The sequence below is a fragment of the Herbiconiux liukaitaii genome, assembly GCF_041927495.1.
In the GTDB taxonomy this organism is placed as follows: domain Bacteria; phylum Actinomycetota; class Actinomycetes; order Actinomycetales; family Microbacteriaceae; genus Herbiconiux; species Herbiconiux liukaitaii.
On the sequence record NZ_JBHFHG010000002.1, the window covers coordinates 61,518 to 82,862 of the forward strand.

At 70.5% G+C, this 21,345-nt stretch carries 17 protein-coding genes; 13 read left to right on the forward strand and 4 right to left on the reverse strand.

The window, feature by feature from the left end; genetic code table 11:
- Window positions 1–37 precede the first annotated feature (37 nt).
- Both ACEXQC_RS00815 and ACEXQC_RS00820 read right to left on the reverse strand, forming a co-directional pair.
- The gene (locus ACEXQC_RS00815; protein WP_374817365.1) at window positions 38–853 is read right to left on the reverse strand and encodes an NADPH-dependent F420 reductase; all 816 of its coding nucleotides are present in this window, start codon (window positions 851–853) and stop codon (window positions 38–40) included.
- Window positions 846–1,949: an LLM class flavin-dependent oxidoreductase gene (locus ACEXQC_RS00820; RefSeq protein ID WP_374817367.1), complete on the reverse strand. Its 1,104-nt coding sequence runs from the start codon at window positions 1,947–1,949 to the stop codon at window positions 846–848. Before ACEXQC_RS00820 ends, ACEXQC_RS00815 begins: the two co-directional genes overlap by 8 nt.
- 49 nt (window positions 1,950–1,998) lie before the next feature.
- Between ACEXQC_RS00820 and ACEXQC_RS00825 the strand changes: the two genes are divergently transcribed.
- Window positions 1,999–2,535 (forward strand): MarR family winged helix-turn-helix transcriptional regulator, encoded by a 537-nt coding sequence (locus ACEXQC_RS00825; protein WP_374817368.1) that lies wholly within the window; start codon window positions 1,999–2,001, stop codon window positions 2,533–2,535.
- A gap of 13 nt (window positions 2,536–2,548) precedes the next feature.
- On the opposite strand, the gene ACEXQC_RS00830 is transcribed toward ACEXQC_RS00825, so the two are convergent.
- Entirely contained in the window at window positions 2,549–3,613 is a 1,065-nt protein-coding gene (locus tag ACEXQC_RS00830) for an alpha/beta fold hydrolase (protein ID WP_374817369.1), read from the reverse strand.
- Window positions 3,614–3,838: 225 nt separating this feature from the next.
- Here ACEXQC_RS00830 and ACEXQC_RS00835 point away from each other — a divergent pair, with 225 nt between their 5' ends.
- Window positions 3,839–4,498 (forward strand): hypothetical protein, encoded by a 660-nt coding sequence (locus ACEXQC_RS00835; protein ID WP_374817370.1) that lies wholly within the window; start codon window positions 3,839–3,841, stop codon window positions 4,496–4,498.
- A 19-nt stretch (window positions 4,499–4,517) separates the two neighbouring features.
- On the opposite strand, the gene ACEXQC_RS00840 is transcribed toward ACEXQC_RS00835, so the two are convergent.
- Window positions 4,518–5,330 carry a bacteriorhodopsin-like gene (locus tag ACEXQC_RS00840; protein WP_374817372.1) on the reverse strand — a complete coding sequence of 271 codons (813 nt, stop codon included), beginning with the start codon at window positions 5,328–5,330 and terminating at the stop codon, window positions 4,518–4,520.
- Window positions 5,331–5,504: 174 nt separating this feature from the next.
- Between ACEXQC_RS00840 and ACEXQC_RS00845 the strand changes: the two genes are divergently transcribed.
- The 11 genes from ACEXQC_RS00845 (at window position 5,505) to ACEXQC_RS00895 (ending at window position 21,184) form a co-directional block, all read left to right on the forward strand.
- Window positions 5,505–5,996: a MarR family winged helix-turn-helix transcriptional regulator gene (locus ACEXQC_RS00845; protein ID WP_374817374.1), complete on the forward strand. Its 492-nt coding sequence runs from the start codon at window positions 5,505–5,507 to the stop codon at window positions 5,994–5,996.
- A gap of 41 nt (window positions 5,997–6,037) precedes the next feature.
- Window positions 6,038–7,720, forward strand: coding sequence for a hypothetical protein (locus tag ACEXQC_RS00850; protein ID WP_374817376.1), 1,683 nt, complete (start codon window positions 6,038–6,040; stop codon window positions 7,718–7,720).
- 191 nt (window positions 7,721–7,911) lie between these two features.
- Window positions 7,912–9,636: a DUF4407 domain-containing protein gene (locus ACEXQC_RS00855; RefSeq protein ID WP_374817377.1), complete on the forward strand. Its 1,725-nt coding sequence runs from the start codon at window positions 7,912–7,914 to the stop codon at window positions 9,634–9,636.
- A 187-nt stretch (window positions 9,637–9,823) separates the two neighbouring features.
- Window positions 9,824–13,552, forward strand: a complete 3,729-nt coding sequence (locus ACEXQC_RS00860; RefSeq protein ID WP_374817379.1) for a cell wall-binding repeat-containing protein — start codon at window positions 9,824–9,826, stop codon at window positions 13,550–13,552.
- A 189-nt stretch (window positions 13,553–13,741) separates the two neighbouring features.
- The gene (locus ACEXQC_RS00865) at window positions 13,742–14,566 is read left to right on the forward strand and encodes a GmrSD restriction endonuclease domain-containing protein (RefSeq protein ID WP_374817381.1); all 825 of its coding nucleotides are present in this window, start codon (window positions 13,742–13,744) and stop codon (window positions 14,564–14,566) included.
- 114 nt (window positions 14,567–14,680) lie between these two features.
- The gene (locus tag ACEXQC_RS00870) at window positions 14,681–15,268 is read left to right on the forward strand and encodes a PadR family transcriptional regulator (RefSeq protein ID WP_374817383.1); all 588 of its coding nucleotides are present in this window, start codon (window positions 14,681–14,683) and stop codon (window positions 15,266–15,268) included.
- A gap of 5 nt (window positions 15,269–15,273) precedes the next feature.
- Window positions 15,274–17,022 (forward strand): ABC1 kinase family protein, encoded by a 1,749-nt coding sequence (locus ACEXQC_RS00875; RefSeq protein WP_374817385.1) that lies wholly within the window; start codon window positions 15,274–15,276, stop codon window positions 17,020–17,022.
- 71 nt (window positions 17,023–17,093) lie between these two features.
- The gene (locus ACEXQC_RS00880) at window positions 17,094–18,719 is read left to right on the forward strand and encodes an alpha/beta hydrolase (RefSeq protein WP_374817387.1); all 1,626 of its coding nucleotides are present in this window, start codon (window positions 17,094–17,096) and stop codon (window positions 18,717–18,719) included.
- Window positions 18,716–20,266 carry a GMC family oxidoreductase gene (locus ACEXQC_RS00885; protein ID WP_374817389.1) on the forward strand — a complete coding sequence of 517 codons (1,551 nt, stop codon included), beginning with the start codon at window positions 18,716–18,718 and terminating at the stop codon, window positions 20,264–20,266. Before ACEXQC_RS00880 ends, ACEXQC_RS00885 begins: the two co-directional genes overlap by 4 nt.
- Before the next feature lie 109 nt (window positions 20,267–20,375).
- Entirely contained in the window at window positions 20,376–20,819 is a 444-nt protein-coding gene (locus ACEXQC_RS00890; RefSeq protein ID WP_374817391.1) for a type II toxin-antitoxin system Phd/YefM family antitoxin, read from the forward strand.
- A 2-nt stretch (window positions 20,820–20,821) separates the two neighbouring features.
- Window positions 20,822–21,184 (forward strand): hypothetical protein, encoded by a 363-nt coding sequence (locus ACEXQC_RS00895; RefSeq protein ID WP_374817394.1) that lies wholly within the window; start codon window positions 20,822–20,824, stop codon window positions 21,182–21,184.
- Window positions 21,185–21,345 lie beyond the last annotated feature (161 nt).

Below are 21,345 nucleotides of genomic sequence, written 5' to 3' on the forward strand. Positions count from 1 at the left end.
TTTGCCGTCGGGTCGCATGGGCGGTGCGGATGGGGCGCTAGGCGGCATCCTCCTCGGTGAGGTAGCCGGCGCGGGCTGAGGCGACCGTCTGGCCGCGGTCGGTCGTCGGGAAGCGGGCTGCTGCGACCGCCTGGCCGCGGGCGGTTGTCGGGAAGCGGGTTACCGCATCCGCTACGCCGTCGGCCGGGAGGTTGGCGCCGAAGAGGTCGCTGCCGGGTTCGAGGAGGATGCTGTCGCGGAGGGTGCCCACGCGCACAGGGTCGAAGCCGGCGGCGTTCACGAGGGTGGCGACGGCGGTGAGGTCTGCGTCGTGGTCGCCCGCGATGCCGATGGCCTTGCGGGCCGGGGTGCCCTCGGGTGCGGGGCCCTCGTCGAGGTCGTGGTAGCCCATGTGGTTGAAGGCCTTCACCACGCGGGAGGTGGGGAGGAAGGACTGCACGAGTTCGCTCGTGGAGGCGCGGGGGTCGTTGAGGTCAGCGCGGTGGCCGTCGATCTCCCACCAGTAGTTCATGGCGTCGAGCACGAGCTTGCCGGCGAGGAGGTCGGCGGGGATGGTGCGGTACTTGCCGAGGGGGAGGGCGAGGATGACGATGTCGGCGTCGCGAGCCACCTCATCCGCCGTCATCGCTACCGCGCCGGGGGCCAGGACGTCGATGATGAGGGCGATCCTGTCGGCGCTGCCGGAGCCCGCGATGAGCACGGGGTAGCCGGCGGCGAGGAGGAGGCGGCTGAGCACGGTGCCGACCTTGCCGGCGCCGAGGATGCCGATGGTGGGGAGGGCGGCGTCGGAGTACGTGGGGGCGTCACCGGGCTGGGTGAGCCGGGGGTTCTGGGTGTGCTGGGTCTCAGGCATGGGTCGATCCGATCTGGTGCAGGGCGTGGGTCTCGTGCTCGTCGGGCTGCGGCTGGTCGCGCTCGGCGGCCAGCAGCTCGCGCACGCGGGGCGCGACCTTCGTGCCGAAGAGCTCGATGGTGCGGGCGCGGGCGTCGACCGGCAGGCCGCCGATGTCGTACTTGAGGTCGAAGCGGTCGATGTGGAGCTCGTGGGTCATGCGCACGATCTTCTGCGCGACGGTCTCGGGTGAGCCCACGAAGAGGGCGCCCGTGCCGAGTTCGAGCTCGTAGCGCTCGCGCGTGGGCGGGTAGAAGCCGCGCTCGCGGCCCATCTGCGTGACGAGGGGCTCCCACGACCGCCACCAGGTCTCGGCGGCCTCCTCGTCGGTGTCAACGATGAGGCCGAGGGCGTGCTGGCCCACGGGCTGCCGGGGCTGGCCGAACTGGTCGAGCGCGCGGTGGTAGAGGTCGACGTGGCCGGCGAAGCGGTGGGGCTCACCGCCGATGATGGCGAGCATGAGGGGCAGGCCGTAGCGGGCGGCTCGGATGACCGAGTCGGGGCTGCCGCCGACGCCGATCCAGGTGGGGATGCCGCCCGGGCGCATGGTGGGGTGCAGGGTCTGGTCGGTAAGGGGTGCGCGCACGGTGCCCTGCCAGGTCACGGGCATCTCGCGCTGGAGCTTCATGAAGAGGTCGAGCTTCTCCTCGAAGAGGGTCTCGTAGTCCTCGAGGTTGTAGCCGAAGAGGGGGAACGACTGGGTCTGCGAGGCGCGGCCCAGCACGAGCTGCGCGCGGCCGTTCGAGAGGGCGTCGAGGGTGGAGAACTCGTGGTAGAGGCGCACAGGGTCGTTGGTGCTGAGCACGGTGACGGCGGTGCCGAGGCGGATGCGCTCGGTCGCCGTGGCGATGCCGGCCAGGAGGACCGGGGTGGCCGAGTCGACGTAGCCCTCTCGGTAGTGCTCGCCGAGGCTGAAGACGTCGAGGCCCACGGCCTCCGCCTGCTTCGCCTCGTCGACGACCAGGCGCACTGTCTCGGCGTCGGAGAGTGTGCGGGTGCCGTCGGTCGGGACGTCGCCGAAGGAGTTCAGACCGAATTCGATCGGGGTGGTGGGCATGCGTGCTCCTCTGTCGCTCGTACTATTGACATGTCAACTAGGAGGATGCGTGAAAGATTCCCAAGCGGGTGGGCGGCGGTCACCCACGGCGCACGAGCTGCGGGCCTGGCGTGACTATGTGGAGACCGGTGATCGCATCCGCTCTCTGCTCGCCGCCCGGTTGCAGGCGGAGTCGGGCTTGTCGACGGGGGACTACTCGGTGCTGCTCGCGCTCTCCGAGGCCTCGGAGAGACGACTGCGATCGTCGGAGCTGGCCGCGGTGATCGACTGGGAGCGGAGCCGGCTGTCGCATCATCTGGGGCGGATGGAGGGGCGGGGGCTCGTGGTGCGGGAGGCCTCGGTGGCCGACGGGCGAGGGGCCGAGGTGGTGCTGACAGCAGTCGGTGCCTCGCAGTTCCGGCGGGCATCGGCGGCTCATCTGCGGGCGGTGCAGGAGCTCTTCGTGCAGGCCTTCGGGCGGGCGGGGGACTCGGATGCGCCTGGCCTGGGCGCGGTCGAGGACGTGACGGGGGCCCTGCGCCGGCACCTCGGTCACCTCGGCGGGCTCTCTCATGGGGGCGCGGGCGGCGGCGGAGGCGACCGATAGGGCGGGGCTTTGTTCAGGGCTCTAGGAACGTGCGCGTCGCCTCGGCGATCTCCGCGGAGTGCGTGTGGTGGAGGTAGTGCGCGCCGTCGAGGGTCTTCAACTCACCGCGGTCGACCTGGGTGAGCTGGGACTCGTGGAGCTGCACCCAGCCCGGCACCTCGGCATCCGCGCCCACCACGAAGAGGAGCACCGGGAGGTCGCGCGGGAACGTGAGGGAGCCGGCGGCGGCGAAGTTCTCGGGGGTGCGGGAGAGCTCGTCGAGGAGGGTCGGGCTCATCGTGTTGCGGTTGCTCAGGATGGCGAGCTGGCGGCGGGCGACGTCGTCGTAGGCGGGGAGGCCGTCGTAGGCACCGGGGGAGAGTGCCGTGAGCAGGCGGAGGATGCCCAGTTGCTTCAGGGTGTCGACGCCCTCGACCGAGGTCGGCTCGTCGCTGCCCGGCTGGCCCGGAACGCTCGTGTCGATGCCCACGAACGCCGTCACCTCGTCGCGGTAGTGGGTGAGGTACTCGAGGGCGTAGATGCCCGCGATCGAATGGCCCGCGAGCACGTAGCGGTCGACACCCAGAACCTGCAGGGCCTCGTGCACCTCGGCGGCGATGGCGGCGGAGGTGCGGGGCTCGTCGGTCTGGTCGCTCAGGCCGTACCCGAAGGGCTCGACCACCACCACGCGGTAGTCGTCGTCGAGCTCGCGCACGAGCGGCGCGAAGTCGAGCGCCGGCGACGCCGTGCCGAGGCCGGGGAGCAGCACGATCGTCTCGGCGTCGGCGGGCGCCTCCTCGCTCACCACCACGTTCATGTTCCTGCCGTCCACCGGCACGCGCTGGCCGTAGGGCTGCAGCTCGGCGGCCTCGGATGCGGTGGCGACGGCGTTGACGGTCGTCGTCGCGACGAGGCTGAGCGTGAGGGCTCCGGCGAGGGAGGCGAGGGTGATGAGAGTGATCTTGAGGGGCTTCTTCACGGGAACCGATCGTTCGAGCAGCGCCGCCCGGCTGATGCGGCCCTCCCATCCTCCCGAGCGCCCCGCCGCCCCGAATCCGGCCCGGGACTGAACGCCGTCCCCCGCGCGGAGGAGTTGCATGCTGCCCCGCTCAACAGACATCCACCCCTGAGGCCGAACGCACTATAGTCATGAGAAATATTCGGTTCGATTCCCCTGTGATGCTCTGCAGGCTTTGAAAATCGTTCCCCGTGAGTGAGAATAAGGAGGTAACGCCCCAGTGACCATTCGGTTCTCCGGACTCCTGGGGCGAACGTCTTTAACGGGTGCTCGGTGCTAGATCCCAGTTCGTTGTCGGAGTTGCCGGTGCTGGTCAGTGAGCCACGGTTCGGCGCTTATCTGGCGCACTACCAAGGTGACGCACGGCTGGCCGCAAGGCTGTACCTCTGGAACGCAGAACTGACCTCAGCGTTCTGGGGGCCCATCAGCATTCTCGAGGTCGTCTTGCGGAACGCCGTTCACGATGCGCTCCGTCGCGGCCGAGCTGATGACTGGTGGAACGATCCGTCGGTTCACCTCATGCGTCGCGAAAGATCGATGATCGACACTGCGCACTCCGATCTCTCGCGCAGAGGCGTGCATGCTCCCAGCGCTGGTCAGGTGGTCGCCGCAACGAGTCTCGGCCTGTGGGTCGGACTCACCGATGCGGGACGCCCCCGCGACCCGTTGCTCAGCTATGAGACTGCGCTGTGGCAACCGCGGCTGGTCCATGCCTTCCCGCACCTTGGCGTTCGACGCCGCAAGCAGCTCCACCGTGAACTCGACGACGTGAGGCGGTTCCGAAATCGGCTCGCGCACCACGAGCCGATCTTCCGCGCACCGCTGGAGCAGCTGCGCGACGATCTGATCGCCATCGCCGGGTGCGTGCATCCGGATGCCGCGCGACTGATTCGAGAGGCGCAGCGCATCGACCACGTGCTCGAGCGAAAAGTCGAAGCGATCAGCGCGGGATCCGGATCACTTTAGGGGGGTGATGCGGGCGGGGTCAGGGGCGGGGGCGGTCTTCCGTGGAGCTTTCGAGGGCCGCGAACTGCGGGTCGTCCTCGTGGGACTTGCGGCGGGCGACGAAGAAGATGATCAGTCCGTAGACCGCCTTGGCGACGATGTCGGCGATGGAGTAGCCGATCTGCTTGCCGACCCACGCATCCGCCCCTTCGATGTTCAGCAGCGGCAGCAGGTACGCGATCGGGTAGACACCCCAGCTCAGCAGCAGGAGGTACCGGAGACGGCCGAGCGTCTTGCGCACCGAGGCCGGCTGGTTCTTGAGCGACTTGCTCAGCTGGGTGAAGAGCACGAACAGGATGTAGAGGAACGGGAGGGTCGACAGGATCCCGAAGATGCCGCGCACGGCGTTGTCGTCGCTGATCTCGCCCGGGTAGCCGAGGGCGATCATCAGGATCGCAGCCGGCACGAGCTTGAGTAGCAGCGAACGCTGCACCGAGCGGGCGAGGGCGAGCACCGCGATGAGCTCCACGAGCAGCAGCGGCACGGTGAGCAGCCAGTCGACGTAGCGGTATCCCTCGTTGAAGGAGGCGCCGATCGCCTGCACGTAGTCGCCCGTGCCTCCGGCTTCCGAGCTGACGAACGCCTCCTTGAACGAATCGAAGATGCGGAAGTAGTGATACGCCGCGATGCCGCAGACGATGATGGCCACGGTGATCGCCTGCCGGTAGCGCGGCAGCAGCCTCGGCAACGAGATCAGCATGAACAGCGCGGCGAACAGCTGGGACGCGATCACCAGCGAGAGGAAGTTGTAGACGGTGTCGTATTGGCCCTGCGTCAATGCGTCGGGAATCACGAGAATCTCCTCCGTGCGATCGGAGTGGAGCGGCGCTCCGGAGGCGGCGATCGCATCTGCTTTAGACGCTAAATGATTTAGCTCTTAAAATAAATAGTGGATTCTCGGTTCTCTGCCTTCGGCCGTAAAATCTGCACGGGTGCAGAAAGTGCCTGCGCGAGGAGCGGAGAGACCATGGCCGATGACGAGGTGGCGGCCTACGCGCTCAGCGGGTTCCCGCAAGCGGCCCTGCGTCTGCAGCGCGCTCTCGATCACAACCGGGCTCGCATCGCGGCCGACGAGGGGGTCTCCCCGATGGAACTGCGAGCCCTCTTCCGCATCGCCGCAGAACCCGGGATCACGCCCAAGCGGCTCGCCGAGCGGCTCTCGTTGACCTCGGGTGCGGTCACCGGGGTCTCCACCCGGCTCGTCGCGGCATCGCTGATCCACCGGGTCGAGCATCCCGAGGATCGACGGAGCATCCAGCTCGAGCTGACCCCTCACGGGGTCGCGGTGATGGATCGCATCCACGAGGAGTTCCTCGCCATGGTCGGCGCCGCGACCACCACGACGGATGCGCACGAGCTCGCTGTCACCACGGAGGTTCTCGGGCGGATCGCCGACCGGATCCTGGAGGCGCTCGACCAGTACCCCGAGCACGGCGACGGCAGCGTGCACGTGGCCTGAGCGCCGCTCCAGGGAACGCGGATGCGGGTGGGGTAGCTTCGGTGCTCGTGGCAGAGGGTGTGGAGCAGGTTGAGGGGCAGCGCGTGTCGCGGGCTGCGGGGATCCGGGTGCGGGAGGCCGACCTCGGGTCGAGGGCTGCGATCGGCAGCGGGGCGGTCACCGAGGTCTTCCGGCTCGATGCGTTCACCGTGCCCGGGCATCCGGGTGGGCTGGCGTTCGTGCGCCTGCGGGAGCGTGACGCCGATCGCCGGGACACGACTGGCAGGGACTCGACTGGCCGGGACGCGATCGGCTGGGATCCTGCGACGCTGTCGAAGCTCATCGCACTGCGGTGGGGGCTCGATGCCCGCGAGCGGGCGGTGCTCGATGGGCTGGCCGCGTGGCCGCTGGCCGTGGTGGAGGGTGACGACGGGGAGGTCGTGGGGTGCCTCGTGCCGTTGGCGGCGCATCCGTTCTACTACCTGCCCGCTGGCGACAAGACCCATCGCAAGGTGCCCCAGCCGGCGAAGTGGCTCGTGAACGCGCCGAAGCGGGCTCGGCGGGCCGGGGCGGTCGCGGTGGGGGAGCGGGATCTCGTGGCGCGGGCGACCGTGCTGGCGCGGGTGTGTCTGCTGCTCGGGCTGTTGCATCGGCAGGGGGTCGTGTTCGGGGATCTGTCGGATCGATCGGTGCTGTTCGGGGTCGGCGAGGTGGCCGAGGCGTTCGTGGTGGGCGGGGAGGGGGCGGCGTTCGCAAAGGACGGCGTGCTGCAGCGGAACAGTGCCGGGTGGGCGGCACCCGAGGCGTTTGGCGGCGACGATGATGGCGGCGGCGGTGAAAGTGGTGATGGCGATGTCACCGACAGTGGCCGGGGTCGCGGGGCCGGTGCGGTAACGGATGCCTCGATGTCGCGCGAGCCATCGGTGCAGACGGTCGAGAGCGATCGATACAAGCTGGGGTTGCTGATCCTCCGGGTGCTCGCGCCCGCCGGCGACGGGCTCGAGCGGAGTCGCGATGCCGACCGCATCCGGGGTGTGGTCGACGACACCGGGCACCGGATGATGCGCGAGGCCCTCGGCGACGACCCCTCGGTGCGGCCAAGCGCCGCCGCCTGGTACCGGTACTTGCGCGGCGTGATCGTGGAGAACCTCGAGGCGCCCGTCATCCTGAGCGTCGTGGTGAGCCCGGCGCTCGTGGCCGAGGGGGATGAGGTGCGGCTCGACGTGAGCCTCTCCGGTGCCCAGCGGCTGACGATCGAGATGCCGGGGCGCGCCGACATCACGCGCGAGATCAGCGGGCGTTCGGTGAGCGAGCGGTTCACCGCACGCCAGAGCGGACGCATCGGCGTGCGCGCCGCGAACGAGCACGGCGAGACCGCGGCGCTGTCGAACCTCGTGCGGGTGCTCCCGGTGCCCGCGCCGTCGCGCATCGCGGTGGCCTCGCCGGAGGTGCCGGGCGTGCTCGGGGTCCTCCCGGACCTGGCGCCGCTGCAGGCCGCTCTGGGCATCGCCTCCGACGCCAGTGGCTCGGACGGCACTGGAACCGGTTCAGGCTCCGGATCGCCGTTCGAGCGGGTCGCAGAGCTGCGCGAGCGCATCGCTGCCGACGCCCTCCCGCTCAATGACGTCCTTCGTATCGGCCTCGACGCCGAGCGCGTCTCCCGAGACCGCCACCTCCCCTCCTTCGAAGACTTCCTCACCGACATCACCTCCTCGAAGGACCGCCCGCAGGCATCCGGATCGTGAGCCCGGAGTCGGCTCCGACCCGCTCCAGCGCTCGCGCAGTCAGGTCGGGGGTGACGGCGGGCGCACAGGGGTGTGCCAGGGAGTGCGGATGCGGATGGGGTAGCTTCGCTCCTCGTGTCAGACGTCTGCTCGCGCTCGAGCGCGCATCCGACGCCGTGATCGATGCCACCTCCCTGAAAGGGCGCCGCTGAATGGCCCGTCGCTACAACTCCAACCCCGTCTCGAACTTCATGGCCTGGCTGGGCGGCGCCCGCCTCGACGTGCTGGCGGATGCGCCCGGCGACCGCGCGCGGTTCGTCGCCATGGGCGGCGTCATCCTCAGCACGGCCTTCCTCTCGGCGGTGTCGGCGACCTTCGCGCTCGTGATGGCCGTGGGGGCTCCGCTCGCGGTGGCGATCATCGTGGGCGTCTTCTGGGGCGTCATCATCCTCAACCTCGACCGGCTGCTGATCATCGGGATGGCGAAGCAGAAGGGCGTGTGGCGCAACATCGCGCTCGCGATCCCGCGTGTGGCGCTGGCCCTCATCATCGGCACGGTCATCTCGACCCCGCTCACGCTGCAGATCTTCCAGGCCGAGATCAACTCCGAGATCCAGGTGATGCAGGCCGAGGACAAGGCCGCGTTCGAGCAGCGCATCGCCGAGGATCCGCGGTACGCCGCCATCCCCGACCTCCAGGCCTCGATCGCCTCGAACCAGGCGATCGTCGACCAGGGGCTGCAGACCGACCTCGCCTCCGACCCCAACTACGCCGCCGCAGTGGCCGCCACGGCCGCGGCCCAGGCCGCGTACGACACCGCCCAGGCCGCGTACCTCGCCGAGATCGACGGCAGCGGGGGCACCGGTGTGCGCGGCGACGGCCCCGTGACGGAGTCGAAGCAGGTCGCGCTCGAGACCGCCGAGGCCCGGCTCACCGCGGCCCAGGCCGCGCAGCAGGCGGCGGAGGAGGCCGCGACGACCAACCTCGAGGCATCCGCTCAGAGCCGGCTCGATGCGGCCACCGAGCAGCTAGCGGCCGACAAGGAGCAGCTCGCGACGGCGCAGGATCAACGCGCCGCAGAGCAGGCCGCCTACGAGAGCGCCGTCGACAACAGTGCGGGGCTGCTCTCGCGCCTTGATGCGCTGTTCCGGCTCGGTGAGACGAATGCGCTGCTGAACTTCGCGCACATCATGATCGCGCTGCTGTTCATCTGCATCGAGCTGCTGCCCGTGATCGTGAAGGTGCTCGGCAACCTCGGCGGGCAGACCGCCTACGACCGGATCCTCGACGTGCGCGAGGACGGCGAGGTCTCGGGTGGTGCGATCTGGGCCGCCGAGCGGTCGCGCGCCATCGCGGTCGAGGCCGGGGTGCAGGTGGCCGTGGCGGAGGATCGTGCTGAGCGGCAGGTGAAGCACGGCAAACGGGTGAACAAGGCCGTGCTGGCGCAGCAGGAGGCCGTGATCTCGCGGGCGCTCGAGGTGTGGGGCGGCTACGCCGGCGCCCGCGCCGAGGCGCGGATGGGGGAGTGGGAGCGCGCGCTGGAGGCCGAGGAGGCCGCCGGTGCCGGGTCCGCTGCCGGCGTCGCAGCCGGTGCCGGTGCCGGCGCCGGGGCGAGCGATGTGCGTGCGGCGGTGCCCTCGAAGGAGGCGACCCCTCAGCGCGGCGCGAGCAAGCGCGACTGGGTGTGGTCCAGGAACGCACCCGGCTCACGCAACGCGCCGGGCCGTCCCGCAGTGGAGTCGTCGGCGTCTCCGGAGGCGGCGGATGCGACGGATGAGCTCGCCGATCTGTTCGCCGACACCGACGTGCTGCCCGCCGAGCTCGGTCGCTCGACGGCCCCGGAGCGCCCCGCCGGAACCGCGGCGACGCGCCCCCTCCCGCGCGGCTCGGACCAGTCCGCCTTCCTCCGCAGAGCGGGTCTGCCCGACCAGATCTGAGCCAGACCTGAGCCCGGGCACACGGGTGTAAACATCCCGTTTCCATCGTGTTTCCCCACCGGATCCGGGGTCGGCTCACAGCTAGCGTGAAGACTCGGCCAACGCGGGCCGTGCGGCTCCTGCACACCCCGCGGGACTCCTCACGGTCGGTGCACGGCCATCCGTCACCTTCACACTCAGGAGCACTGTGCCCAGATCAACCGAGCGCTGGAGGGCGGCGGCCATCGCCACCGCACTCCTCGTGGCCGTCTCGCCGGCCCTGGTGGGAGTCCCCGCCTTCGCGGCGAGCACGACCACCGCACCCGCCGCATCCGCCCCCCTCACCGCCACCGCACCCATCGCCACCGGCGACGACTGGACGGTCGAGGAGATCCCCGGTGGCTACGAAGTCACCAAGACCCTCGCCGAGCCCCTCGAGATCCGCAGCGATGCGGCCACCCTCTGGGCTGACGGCGTCGAGCTCGGCATCGCGAAGGAGTCGCTCGACGGGCTGACCCTCACCGTGGTGACCACCGATCCCGCGGTCGCCGACGCCACCGTGATCGACCAGGGCTGGTCGGGCGCGGGCGACCCGGCCGTCGAGGTCGAGGACCAGGGCGACGCCGCCCGCCGCTTCGCCGAGGAGGTGCCGCCGGCCGCTGCTGACGCGCCGATCCTCGCCGACGACCCCTCCGCACGCGGCGAGTACGCCGTGACGCGCGCCGATTACGACCTCGGAGACGAAGCCGTCGACATCCGCGACTTCGGCCGCAAGGGCGAGATCCGCGCCGCGGTGTTCCTGCCCGAGGGCGCCGAGGGCGAGCGCCCCGTCGCCGTGTTCCTGCACGGCCGCCACACCTCGTGCGCCGGCGGAACCCGCAACCCCGCCGCCTGGCCCTGCAACCCCGACCAGGTCGACGTCGAGAGCTACCTCGGCTACAACGAGGCCGCGGAGATCCTGGCCAGCCAGGGCTACGTGGTCGTCTCGATCTCGGCCAACGCCATCAACGCGCTCGACGGCTCGCTCGCCGACGACACCGGAGCAGCCGCCCGCGGCCAGCTCGTGATGGATCACCTCAACCTGCTGCGCCAGGCCAACGCCGGCACCGACGTGGGCTTCGGCACCGCGCTCACCGGCCGCCTCGACCTCGACAACGTGGGCCTCATGGGGCACTCGCGAGGTGGAGAGGGCGTGATGCGCGCCGCTCTGCTCAACTCCGAGCAGGGTGAGCCCTACGGCATCACGGGTGTGCTGCCGCTCGCCCCGACCGACTACACGCGCATGACCGTTCCCGGTGTGCCGACCGCGGTCATCCTGCCGTACTGCGACGGCGACGTCGAGGACCAGATGGGTCAGAAGTACATCGACGACTCGCGTCACGCCTACGGCGACGACGTGTTCCGCTCGTCGGTGCTCGTGATGGGCACGAACCACAACTTCTTCAACACCGCGTGGACCCCCGGCCTCTACCCCGTCGCCACGAGCGACGACTGGGCGATCATGGATCGCGACCAGACCGACCCCACGTGCGGCGAGTCCGCGCCGAGCCGTCTGAACGCGGCCGAGCAGTACGCCGTGGGCAACGCCTACATCGCCGGCTTCTTCCGCCTCACCCTCGGCGGCGACGAGCAGTTCATGCCGCTCTTCGATGGATCCGACGCCAAGCCCGCCTCGGCCGGCCGCGCCGACGTGCGGGTCAGCTCGACCCTCGCGCCCTCCGACCGTGTCGACATCAACACGTTCGCCGAGCCCGAGACCACCACGCAGGTCGTGGGATCCGGGACCTACCAGTACTGCGAGAGCATGAGCCCGCTCGACGTGCCGGCCACCATGCCGTACTGCGTCACCGAGCTCGGGTTCGCCCAGGCTCCCGACTACGGGTTCCTCAGCGCCACCTACGGCAACGGCCGCGCCACCTCGGTGCCGTCGACCCCGTCGCTGCACTTCACCTACACTGAGCCCGCAGGGAGCGCCGCCCCCGGCGAGCTCCGCGTGCAGGTGCCGGCAGAGGCGAGCGACTTCACGACCGCCGAGACCCTGTCGTTCCGCGTCTCGCCCGACGACTCGGTCGCGATCGGTGGAAGCACCGACCTCACCGTGACGCTGCTCGACTCCACGGGCGGATCGGCCTCCGTCACCGCCTCGGAGTACGGCGACGCGCTCACCGTGCTGCCGGGTTCCACGAACCCGCTGCGCAAGGTGCTGCTGCAGCAGATCGCCGTGCCCACCACGGCGTTCACGGGTGTCAACCTGGCCGACGTCACCCAGGTGCGCTTCACCGCTCCCCGTGAGACGGGCGGCGTGCTGCTCTCGGACCTCGCGCTGCAGTCGGGTGCCACCCTCGGTTCGCCGGCCACCTCCACCCTCCCGGTGGCGTCGATGCCCGACGTGAAGGTCGAAGAGGGTTCGGGTGTCGGCTCGGTCGACGTTCCCGTCGTGCTCTCCCGCCCCGCCGAGCAGGCCGCCACGGTCTACGTGAGCTCCATCCCGGTGAACGGCAACACCCGCGTGCTCTCCTCGATGCAGGAGCTGTCGTTCTCGGTCGGTGAGGTCTGCAAGGTCATCACCGTGCCGCTGCAGGGCGATGCGAGCACCTCGACCTCCGCCTCCACCTCGTTCATCACCAACACCACGAACACGCAGCAGGGCGTCACCATCGGTGACAGCTTCGGCCGCATCGTGGTGCGGGAGGACGACGGGGTCGTCGACCGCGCGGGTGCCGTGCTGCCGTCGCTGCCCGAGGTGGGTGCGCAGGGCGACGCGTGCGCCGAGGCGCAGGCCGCTCCGGATGCGCTGACGCTGTCGGCCGATTCGGTCTCGCCCGGCGACACCGTGACGGTCACCGGATCCGGATTCCGCGTGGGCGAGTCGGTCGAGCTCACCGTGGGCGGCACCAGTGCCGGCAGCGTCGTGAGCACCGACGGCACCGTCTCGTTCGAGGTCACCGTTCCCGCTGACGCGGCGCGCGGACCCCTCGAGCTGGTCGCCACGGGCTACGGATCGGGTCGCACCGCGACCGCCACGCTCACGGTGGCACTCGATGCCGACCGCATCGCCGGCGCCGACCGCTACGAGGTCTCGGTGAACACGTCGAAGGAGGGCTTCCCCGACGGGGCGGACACCGTCTACGTGGTCTCGGGCGAGAAGTTCCCCGACGCCCTCTCCGCTGCTCCCGCGGCGGCGACGGACGACGCGCCCATCCTGCTGACCACCGCGGCCTCGCTGCCGCCGGTCGTGCTGGCGGAGCTCGAGCGGCTCGACCCGTCGTCGATCGTGGTCGTGGGTGGCACCTCGAGTGTCACGCCGGCTGTGCAGACGGCCCTCGAGAAGGTGGCTCCCGTGAGCCGTCTCGGTGGCGCCGACCGCTTCGCGGCCTCCCGTGCCGTCGCGGCTGACGCGTTCCCGGACGGAGCGCCGGTCGCCGTGCTGGCGGCAGGTGCGACGTTCCCCGACGCCCTGTCGGCGGGAGCAGCGCTCGACGGCACCGGTCCGCTGATCCTCGTCGACGGATCGGCCTCCGGCCTCGACGACGCCACGGTCGCGCTCATGGCACGTCTCGGCGTGGCGGAGATCGTGGTCGCCGGTGGCGAGAGCTCGGTCTCGGCCGGTGTCTTCGACGACGCATCGCGGATCGCTACGACCGTGCGTCTCGGCGGTGCCGACCGCTACGAGGCGTCGCGCTCGATCAACGAGTACTTCTTCGAGACGGCCGACCGCGTGCTGCTCGCCACGGGAGCCAACTTCCCCGACGCCCTCTCGGGCTCGGCGCTGGCTCCCCGGATCGACGCGCCGCTGTTCACCGTTCCCGGTGACTGCGTGCCCGCCGAGACGCTCGAGCAGATCCTCGCCCTGGGTGCCTCTCGGGTGACGCTGCTCGGTGGCGAGAAGACGCTGTCGCCGGCCGTGGAGAACCTCACGGTCTGCGCCGCGGGCTAAGCCGCACCACCGCACGACACGCACCACCGCACGACACGACTGCGGCGCCGGGACACCGGCGCCGCAGTTCGTGCGTTCGGGGGTGGCGGCCGCGCCTGGGCGGGTGGGTGGTGGCTCGCGGGTAGGGTTGTGCCTTCGAGTCCGAGGGGGAGTGTGCAGCGAGTGCGGCGGCGATGGCGGGCGGTGACCGTGGCCGCGGTACTCGCGGGGGTGCTGGCCGTCGGTGCTGCGGGGACTCTGGTGATCGGTGGTGGGGACGATGGTCACCTCGGCTCTCGGGCCGGGCTGAGCGCGGCGGCCGTGCTCGAGACGCTGCCCGTGAAGGGGCGGGCGCCGAAGACGGGGTACGAGCGCGAGGGGCGGTTCGGGGAGGCGTGGATCGACGTCGACCGGAACGGGTGCGACACCCGCAACGACATCCTCGTCCGGGACCTCGTCGACCTGACGATGGCGGGATCCTGCAGGGTGCTGAGCGGCACGCTCAGCGATCCGTACACCGGTGCCACCATCGCGTTTGTGAGAGGCGAGGCGACGTCGCCAGCCGTGCAGATCGACCACGTGGTGGCACTCTTGGACGCCTGGCAGTCGGGGGCGCAGCAGCTCACGCAGGAGGAGCGGGTGGCGTTCGCGAACGATCCGCTCAACCTTTACGCCGTCGACGGGCCCGCGAACTCGCAGAAGGGTGCCGGCAACGCGGCCACCTGGCTGCCATCGAACAAGGCCTTCCGCTGCGAGTACGCCGCGCGCCAGGTCTCGGTGAAGGCCGCCTACGGCCTGTGGGTGACGGCACCCGAGAAAGACGCACTCGACCGCATCCTCGACACCTGCCCGTCCGAACCCGCCCTCGACTCCCCGCTGCAGGCCGCCACGCCCGACACCGACGGCACAGCGCCCACGCCGACCTACGCGAACTGCGACGCGGTCCGCCAGGCCGGCGCAGCCCCCCTCCGCGCCGGCGACCCCGGTTTCGGCCCCCATCTCGACCGCGACGCCAACGGCATCGCCTGCGGATGAGCAGCACAGGAACCCCGAACTGACGGTTGACTGTGGGTGTGTCGTTGGGTGTGTCGGTGAGTGTCGGTCAGACGTATCGTTAAGTATCGTTCGCGACACACAACGGAGGTCATCATGGGCAACTCATTCCCCGGCAGCGGATTCGGCGGCGGCTTCGGCAGCGCGTTCGGCGGCAACGGCAACAACGGCGCGAGCTTCAACCCCGACGCCATCTTCCAGGCCATGGAGCAGTTCAAGGCCCGCTTCGAGAAGAAGACCGGCTCCCGCGTGGGCCGTGGCGACGTGCGCGCCGCCGTGCTCGCCGTTCTGGCCGAGCGCGCCATGCACGGCTACCAGATCATCCGTGAGATCGAGGAGCGCAGCGGCGGCAGCTGGAAGCCCAGCCCCGGCAGCGTCTACCCCACCCTGCAGCTGCTCGCCGACGAGGGCCTGATCGCGGCCGAGGAGTCGAACGGTCGCAAGACCTACGCCCTCACCGAGGCCGGTCGCGCCGAGGTCGCCGCCACGGGCTCCACCTCGCCGTGGGCCATGGACGACGAAGACGAGAAGAGCGACTTCGGTGCCCTTCCCAAGGCCGGTTTCGAGCTCGCTCAGGCCGCCGCCCAGATCGGCCGCACCGGAACGCCCGAGCAGATCAAGCAGGCCGTCACGGAGCTCGAAGACGCACGTCGTCGCCTGTACGGCATCCTCGCCCAGGCCTGACGGGAGTGACATCGGTTAGACCCGATCGCGGCGACTCGGTCCCCAGCCCCCGAGAAGCTCGCGCGCGCTACCGTCGCATCCTGCGTTTCGCCGGCTGGAACCTGGCGGTCACGTGGTTCTTCGAGCTCGCCCTGCCGCGCATCGGCCTCGTCAAGATCGCCGAGCGCACCCGCACCAAGCGGATGCAGCGGTTCGCCCGCAAGTTCCACGTGCTCGCCGTCGACCTCGGCGGTCTCATGATCAAGGTCGGCCAGTTCATGTCGTCGCGCCTCGACGTGCTGCCGCCCGAGATCACGAAAGAGCTCGAGGGTCTGCAGGATGAGGTGCCCGCCGTGCCGTTCGAGGCGATCCGGGCACTGGCCGAGGCCGAACTGGGTGTTCCCCTCTCCCAGGCGTTCGCGTGGGTCGATCCGACACCCGTCGCCGCCGCCTCACTGGGGCAGGCGCACCGGGCTCGACTGCTGCCCCTCGAGGCGATCGACGCCGGCATGGAAGGCGTCGTGCTCAAGGTGCAGCGGCCCGGGATCGACGCCATCGTCGAGGTCGACCTCGCGGCGCTCCGCAAGGTGGGCGGCTGGCTGAGCCACGTGCGCCTCGTCTACTCGCGCGTGGATGCGCCCGCGCTCGTGGAGGAGTTCGCGCAGACCTCGCTCGAGGAGATCGACTACCTGCACGAGGCCGCGAGCTCGGAGCGGTTCGCCGAGCAGTTCGCGGGCGACGCACGGGTGAGCGTTCCCGCCGTGGTGTGGCCGCGCAGCACTCGGCGTGTGCTGACGCTCGAAGACGTCACCGCGATCAAGATCAACGACCACGCCGGGCTGCTGGCGGCCGGGATCGATCCCGCCGAGGTGGCGCCGGTGTTCGCCGCCGTCATGTTCGACCAGCTCTTCACGAACGGGTTCTTCCACGCCGATCCGCATCCCGGCAACATCTTCGTGACCCCGCTGCCCGTCGACCCGTCGGCGGTCGCCGCCACCGGCGCGTCGGACACCGTGGGCGCGCGCGCCTGGAAGCTCACCTTCATCGACTTCGGCATGATGGGCGAGGTCGGCCCCTCCACTCGCGCCGGCCTCCGCAAGATGCTCATCGCCGCCGCCTCGCGCGACGGCAAGGGGCTCGTGGATGCGGCGCGCGAGCTGGGTGTGCTGCTGCAGTCGGCCGAGACCAACGAGCTCGAGCGCGCGCTCACGCAGCTCTTCGCGCGATTCGGCGGCATGGGGTTCGCGGAGCTGCGGGAGGTGGATCCGCGGGAGTTCCGCGAGTTCGCCGTGCAGTTCGGCGACGTCATCCGCTCGCTGCCGTTCCAGCTGCCCGAGAACTTCCTGCTCATCATCCGGGCGATGTCGCTCACGTCGGGGGTGTGCAGCGCTCTCGAGCCGTCGTTCAACCTGTGGGACTCCGTCGAGCCCTACGCGCAGCAGCTCATCCGCGAGGAGCGGGGCAACGTGGCGTCGGATGTCGGCAAGCAGGCGCTCGAGAACCTCGCGCTCGCCTGGCGACTGCCGAAGCGCCTCGACGGGCTCATCACGCGCTTCGAGGACGGGTCGGTCGCTGTGTCGAGCCCCGCGCTCGAACGGCGGGTCGCTCGGCTGGAGCGGGCGGCGGGGCGTGTGGTCTCGGCGCTGCTGTTCGGGGCGCTGCTCGTGACGGGGGCCATCCTGCGCCCCGACGACGCAGTGTTCGGCACCGTGCTCATGGTCGCGTCGATCATCCCGGCCCTGCACGCCGTCTTCTCGGGCCGACGCGGCGCCTGACGCCGCCCTGCGTGACGAGTGACCCCGGCGGTGGCTTGCCGATGGGGGCGATCTGACTAGGTTGGCGAGTGATGGCTCAGCCCGAACGAAAGAGCACGACGATCGATACTTCTCCTGCGGCAGGGTCTCGCGACCTGCCCACTCTGGTCTACCTGCACGCACTCGGATCCAGCCGCGAGGCGTTCGCCGACGTCGGGGCTCTGCTCTCGGGCGAGTTCGACGTGCTGGGCATCGATCTGCCGGGGTTCGGCGACGAAGCGGCGAAGGGGGCCGCGACCGTCGAGGAGACCGTGCAGTTCGTGATCGCGAAGCTGGCGTTCGCGGCTCCCCACCGGTGGATCCTCGTGGGGCACTCGATGGGTGGGAAGATCGCGAGCCTCGTGGCGTCGCGCGTGCTGGCGGGCACCGCGCCGCTCTTCGGGCTGTGCGGGGTCGTGCTGCTCGCGGGGTCGCCCGTCTCACCCGAGCCCATGGACGAGGCCAGGCGCGCCGAGATGCTCGGGTGGGCCCATGGCAGCGATGGTGGCGGGATCGGGCCTCAGGATGCGCGCACCTTCATCGACGCGAACATTGCGGGGCCGCTCGCACCGGCCGCCGACGCGCTCATGCTCCGTGATCTGGCGCGCACTGCGCCCGAGGCATGGACGGCGTGGTTCAACCGGGGGAGTCTCGAGGATTGGAGTGCGACCACCGAGACGATGGAGGTCCCCGCGCTCATCGTGAGTGGTCGCGAGGACGGCGATCTCGGCGAGGGTGCGCAGCAACGGCTCAACGGGGCACTGTATCCGCGGGCGACCTTCGCGGTCGTCGACGGCGCAGCGCATCTCCTGCCGCTCGAGAAGCCCACGGTGGTCGCTGATCTCATCCGCAACTTCTGGCGCGACGAGGCCGGAACGGCTCCCGTCGTTCCCCGCGACACGGCGGCGGTCATCGCCTCCGCGCACACGAGCGCCCGCACGCGCGGCATCCTCGCCCGCCGAGCCCTCGCCGACGATCCCCGCTACGCGCCGCAGTCCCTGACGCCCGCCGCCCTGGAGACCCTCCGGGCCGTGGCGGATCGCGTGGTCCCGCAGGACGGCCCCCGCATCGACCTCGCCGCGCGCGTCGACGCCCAGCTCGCCGCAGGCAAGGGCGACGGCTGGCGCAACGCCGACCTCCCCGCTGACACAGAGGCCTACCGGCTAGGCCTGCAGGCCCTCAGTGGGTTCGCGAACCTCCCGGCGCCCGAACAGGACATCCGCCTCCACACCCTCGCCGACCCTCACACTGCGACCGCCGATGCCACCACCAGCACCGACGGTGGGGCCGAGGGCGGCGACGCCGAGCGCGGGGGAGGTGGTCGACGCGTGGATGCGCCCGCGGCATCGCGGCTGACTCCGTCGCAGCTGGCAACGTGGTTCGAGGATGCGCGCACCGACCTGGTGCGCATCTGGCTCGCGCACCCGGCGTCGCTCGCCCGCGTGGGCTTCGACGGGTTCGCCACGGGCGGCGATGGCGAGCGCAAGCAGGGCTTCCAGCTCCTCGCCGCGGGCCAGCGCGAGACCTGGGAGCCGGCCCCGCAGCCCGCGCCCACCCGCGGCGCCAGCCCATCCGCCACCGACCCGGCTGCCGGAGCGGGCGCCAGCCCATCCGCCGCCGCTCCGGCCGCCGCCACCACTCCGCTCAGCAGCACCGACCAGGCAGGAGCCTCCGCGTGAACCTCAGCGGCATGCAGCGCCACTCCGAGCACGAGATCGTCGACGCCGTCGTGATCGGCACGGGCGCCGGTGGCGCCCCGATCCTCGCCGCCCTCGCCGCCCGCGGCCTGCGCGTGGTCGCCCTCGAGGCCGGCCCCCACTTCGAGCCCGACGGCCACACGCCCGACGAGACCGAGGCCACCGAGATTAACTGGATGGCCGAGCGCTTGAGCGGCGGCAGCGACCCCACCGCCTTCGGCCAGAACAACAGCGGCCGCGGCGTGGGCGGGTCCACCCTGCACTGGGGCGCGTTCACCCCGCGCCCCACCCGCGAGGACATCGGCCTGCGCACCGACTCGGGCAAGGGCGAGGACTGGCCCGTCGACTTCGACGAGCTCACCCGCTACATCGAGGGCGTCGAGCGCTTCATCGGCGTCTCGGGCCCCGCCCACTACCCGTGGGATCCCGACCGCCGCTACGACCTCCCGCCCACGCGCCGCAACGCCTCATCCGACATGATGATGCGCGGCTGCGAGGCCCTCGGCATCCGCGCCACCGACGCCCCCGCCGCCGTACTCACGCGCGACCGCCACCAGCCGGACCACGGCGTCCGGCAGTCCTGCACCTCGTGCGGCAACTGCCACCAGGGCTGCCGCACCACCGCCAAGACCAGCATGGACACCACCTACCTGCCGGCCGCCGTGACCGCGGGAGCCGAGATCCGCGCGAACGCGATGGTGCACGGCATCGAGACCGACAGCACGGGTCGCGTGACCGCCGTTGTCTACCGGCAGGACGGCGTGGAGCACCGCCAGCGCTGCGCCAACCTCTTCCTCTGCGGCGGCGGCGTGGAGACCCCGCGCCTGCTGCTGCACACGGGCCTCGCCAACAGCAGCGGCCAGGTGGGCCGCAACTTCATGGTGCACGGCGCCACGCAGGTCTGGGGCACCTTCGACACCGAGATGCGCGGCTACCGCGGCTACCCGTCGTCGATCATCAGCGAGGACATGGTGCGACCAGCGGATGCCGGCTTCGCCGGGGGCTACCTCATGCAGAGCCTCGGCGTCATGCCCCTCACCTACGCCTCCGCGCTCACTCGCGGCGGCGGACTGTGGGGGCAGGAGCTCATGCACGCGCTCGACGACTACCCCTTCTCCGCGGGCGTGGGCATCAACGCCGAGTGCCTGCCGTCGGACTCGAACTACCTCGAGCTGTCGACCGAGCTCGACGAGTTCGGCATCCCGGAGGCCCGCATCCTCTTTTCCGCCGGCGAGAACGAGAAGGCGATCGACGAGCACGCCATCGCCACGATGACGGCGATCGTCGAGGCCGCGGGCGCCACGAGCACCCGGGTGCTGGCCCGCACGGCCCACACGGTGGGGGCGTGCCGCATGGGCACGGATGCCGGCCGCTCGGTGGTCGACCCCGACGGGCGCTCGCACGACATCCCCAACCTCTGGATCGCCGACAACTCCACCTTCGCCAGCTCCCTCATCGCCAACCCGGCCCTCACCATCATGGCGATGTCCCTCCGCACAGCCGACCGCTTCCTCGCAACTTCTCACTAGCAGACGCCGTCGCCTCCTAGGTGACAACTACTCACGCGACCCCCTCCTGATTCCCCGTCATACTGGTCTGGCGAAGTTGTCAGATGTTTATCAGATGTAGAGTGGAGGAATGATGTCTGAAGCGACCTTCACGAATTTCCTCCGCACCCCGAAGGAGGTCGCGGCACGCGCCGAAGAGGGTGCCGTGCGCATCACCCGACGAGACGCAGCCGACCTTGTGCTGCTCCGGGCTGAAGATCTGGAGCAGCAGCAGGAGGGCATCGCACTGGCGAGTCGCATCATGCGAAGTCTCCTCCGAACGCGTGAGCTCACCACCGTGCTCTCCGAGCTGTTCGCGTGGACCGCGCTGCTGACTGACGACGAGGTCCAGGCCTATGCGCAGGAGATCGACCGCCATGTGTGGTCGGCCGCCGAGCTCGGCGAGTACGAAGGGCTGCTGGCGGTGCAGGCAGCGTGGCGCGGGACAGCTGAGGCCTACGCCGCTGGGCTCCCTCGTGGACGGGGCGAAGGCCTTCAGTGGCTCGATCCCGCGCCACCCGTCGACCGGCCGTAGCGATGCCACGCGGTTCGACGGTCGGCCGCCCGCTGAGGTCCACGGAGTACGAGATCACGTTCGGGACGAGGGAGGCCGAGAAGGGCTGGTCGGACCTCAGGGCCACGGCTCGCAACTCCGCCGTCGAGGCGTGGGAGTTCCTCACGAGCACACCCACCGCCGCGGGTGCGGGATGCTACCGGCTGCGCGGCGACCTGGGCATCGTCGTGGTCGAGGGGGTGAACTGCGAGCGGTGGCAGTACAAGGCGCGTGGGGGTGCTCGGATCTGGTACGCGGTGGTTCCGGCGTCGAAGGTGGCGGGGCGGGTGATCCTGGAGCGCGTGACCACCGGGCATCCGAACGAGACGGTCAAGGTGCCCCGCTGAGACCACGTCGGACCAGAGACGGCGCGGGCATGCACGGGCACCGTTCATGCCGCGAGGTGCATGGGGTGTCTTCTAGGGTGGAGTGACCACTGCTCTCGCGCCGCCGATTCACGGCGAGGGCGAGTAGGTTGTTTGACATGCCGTGACGCCGATGCCCGATC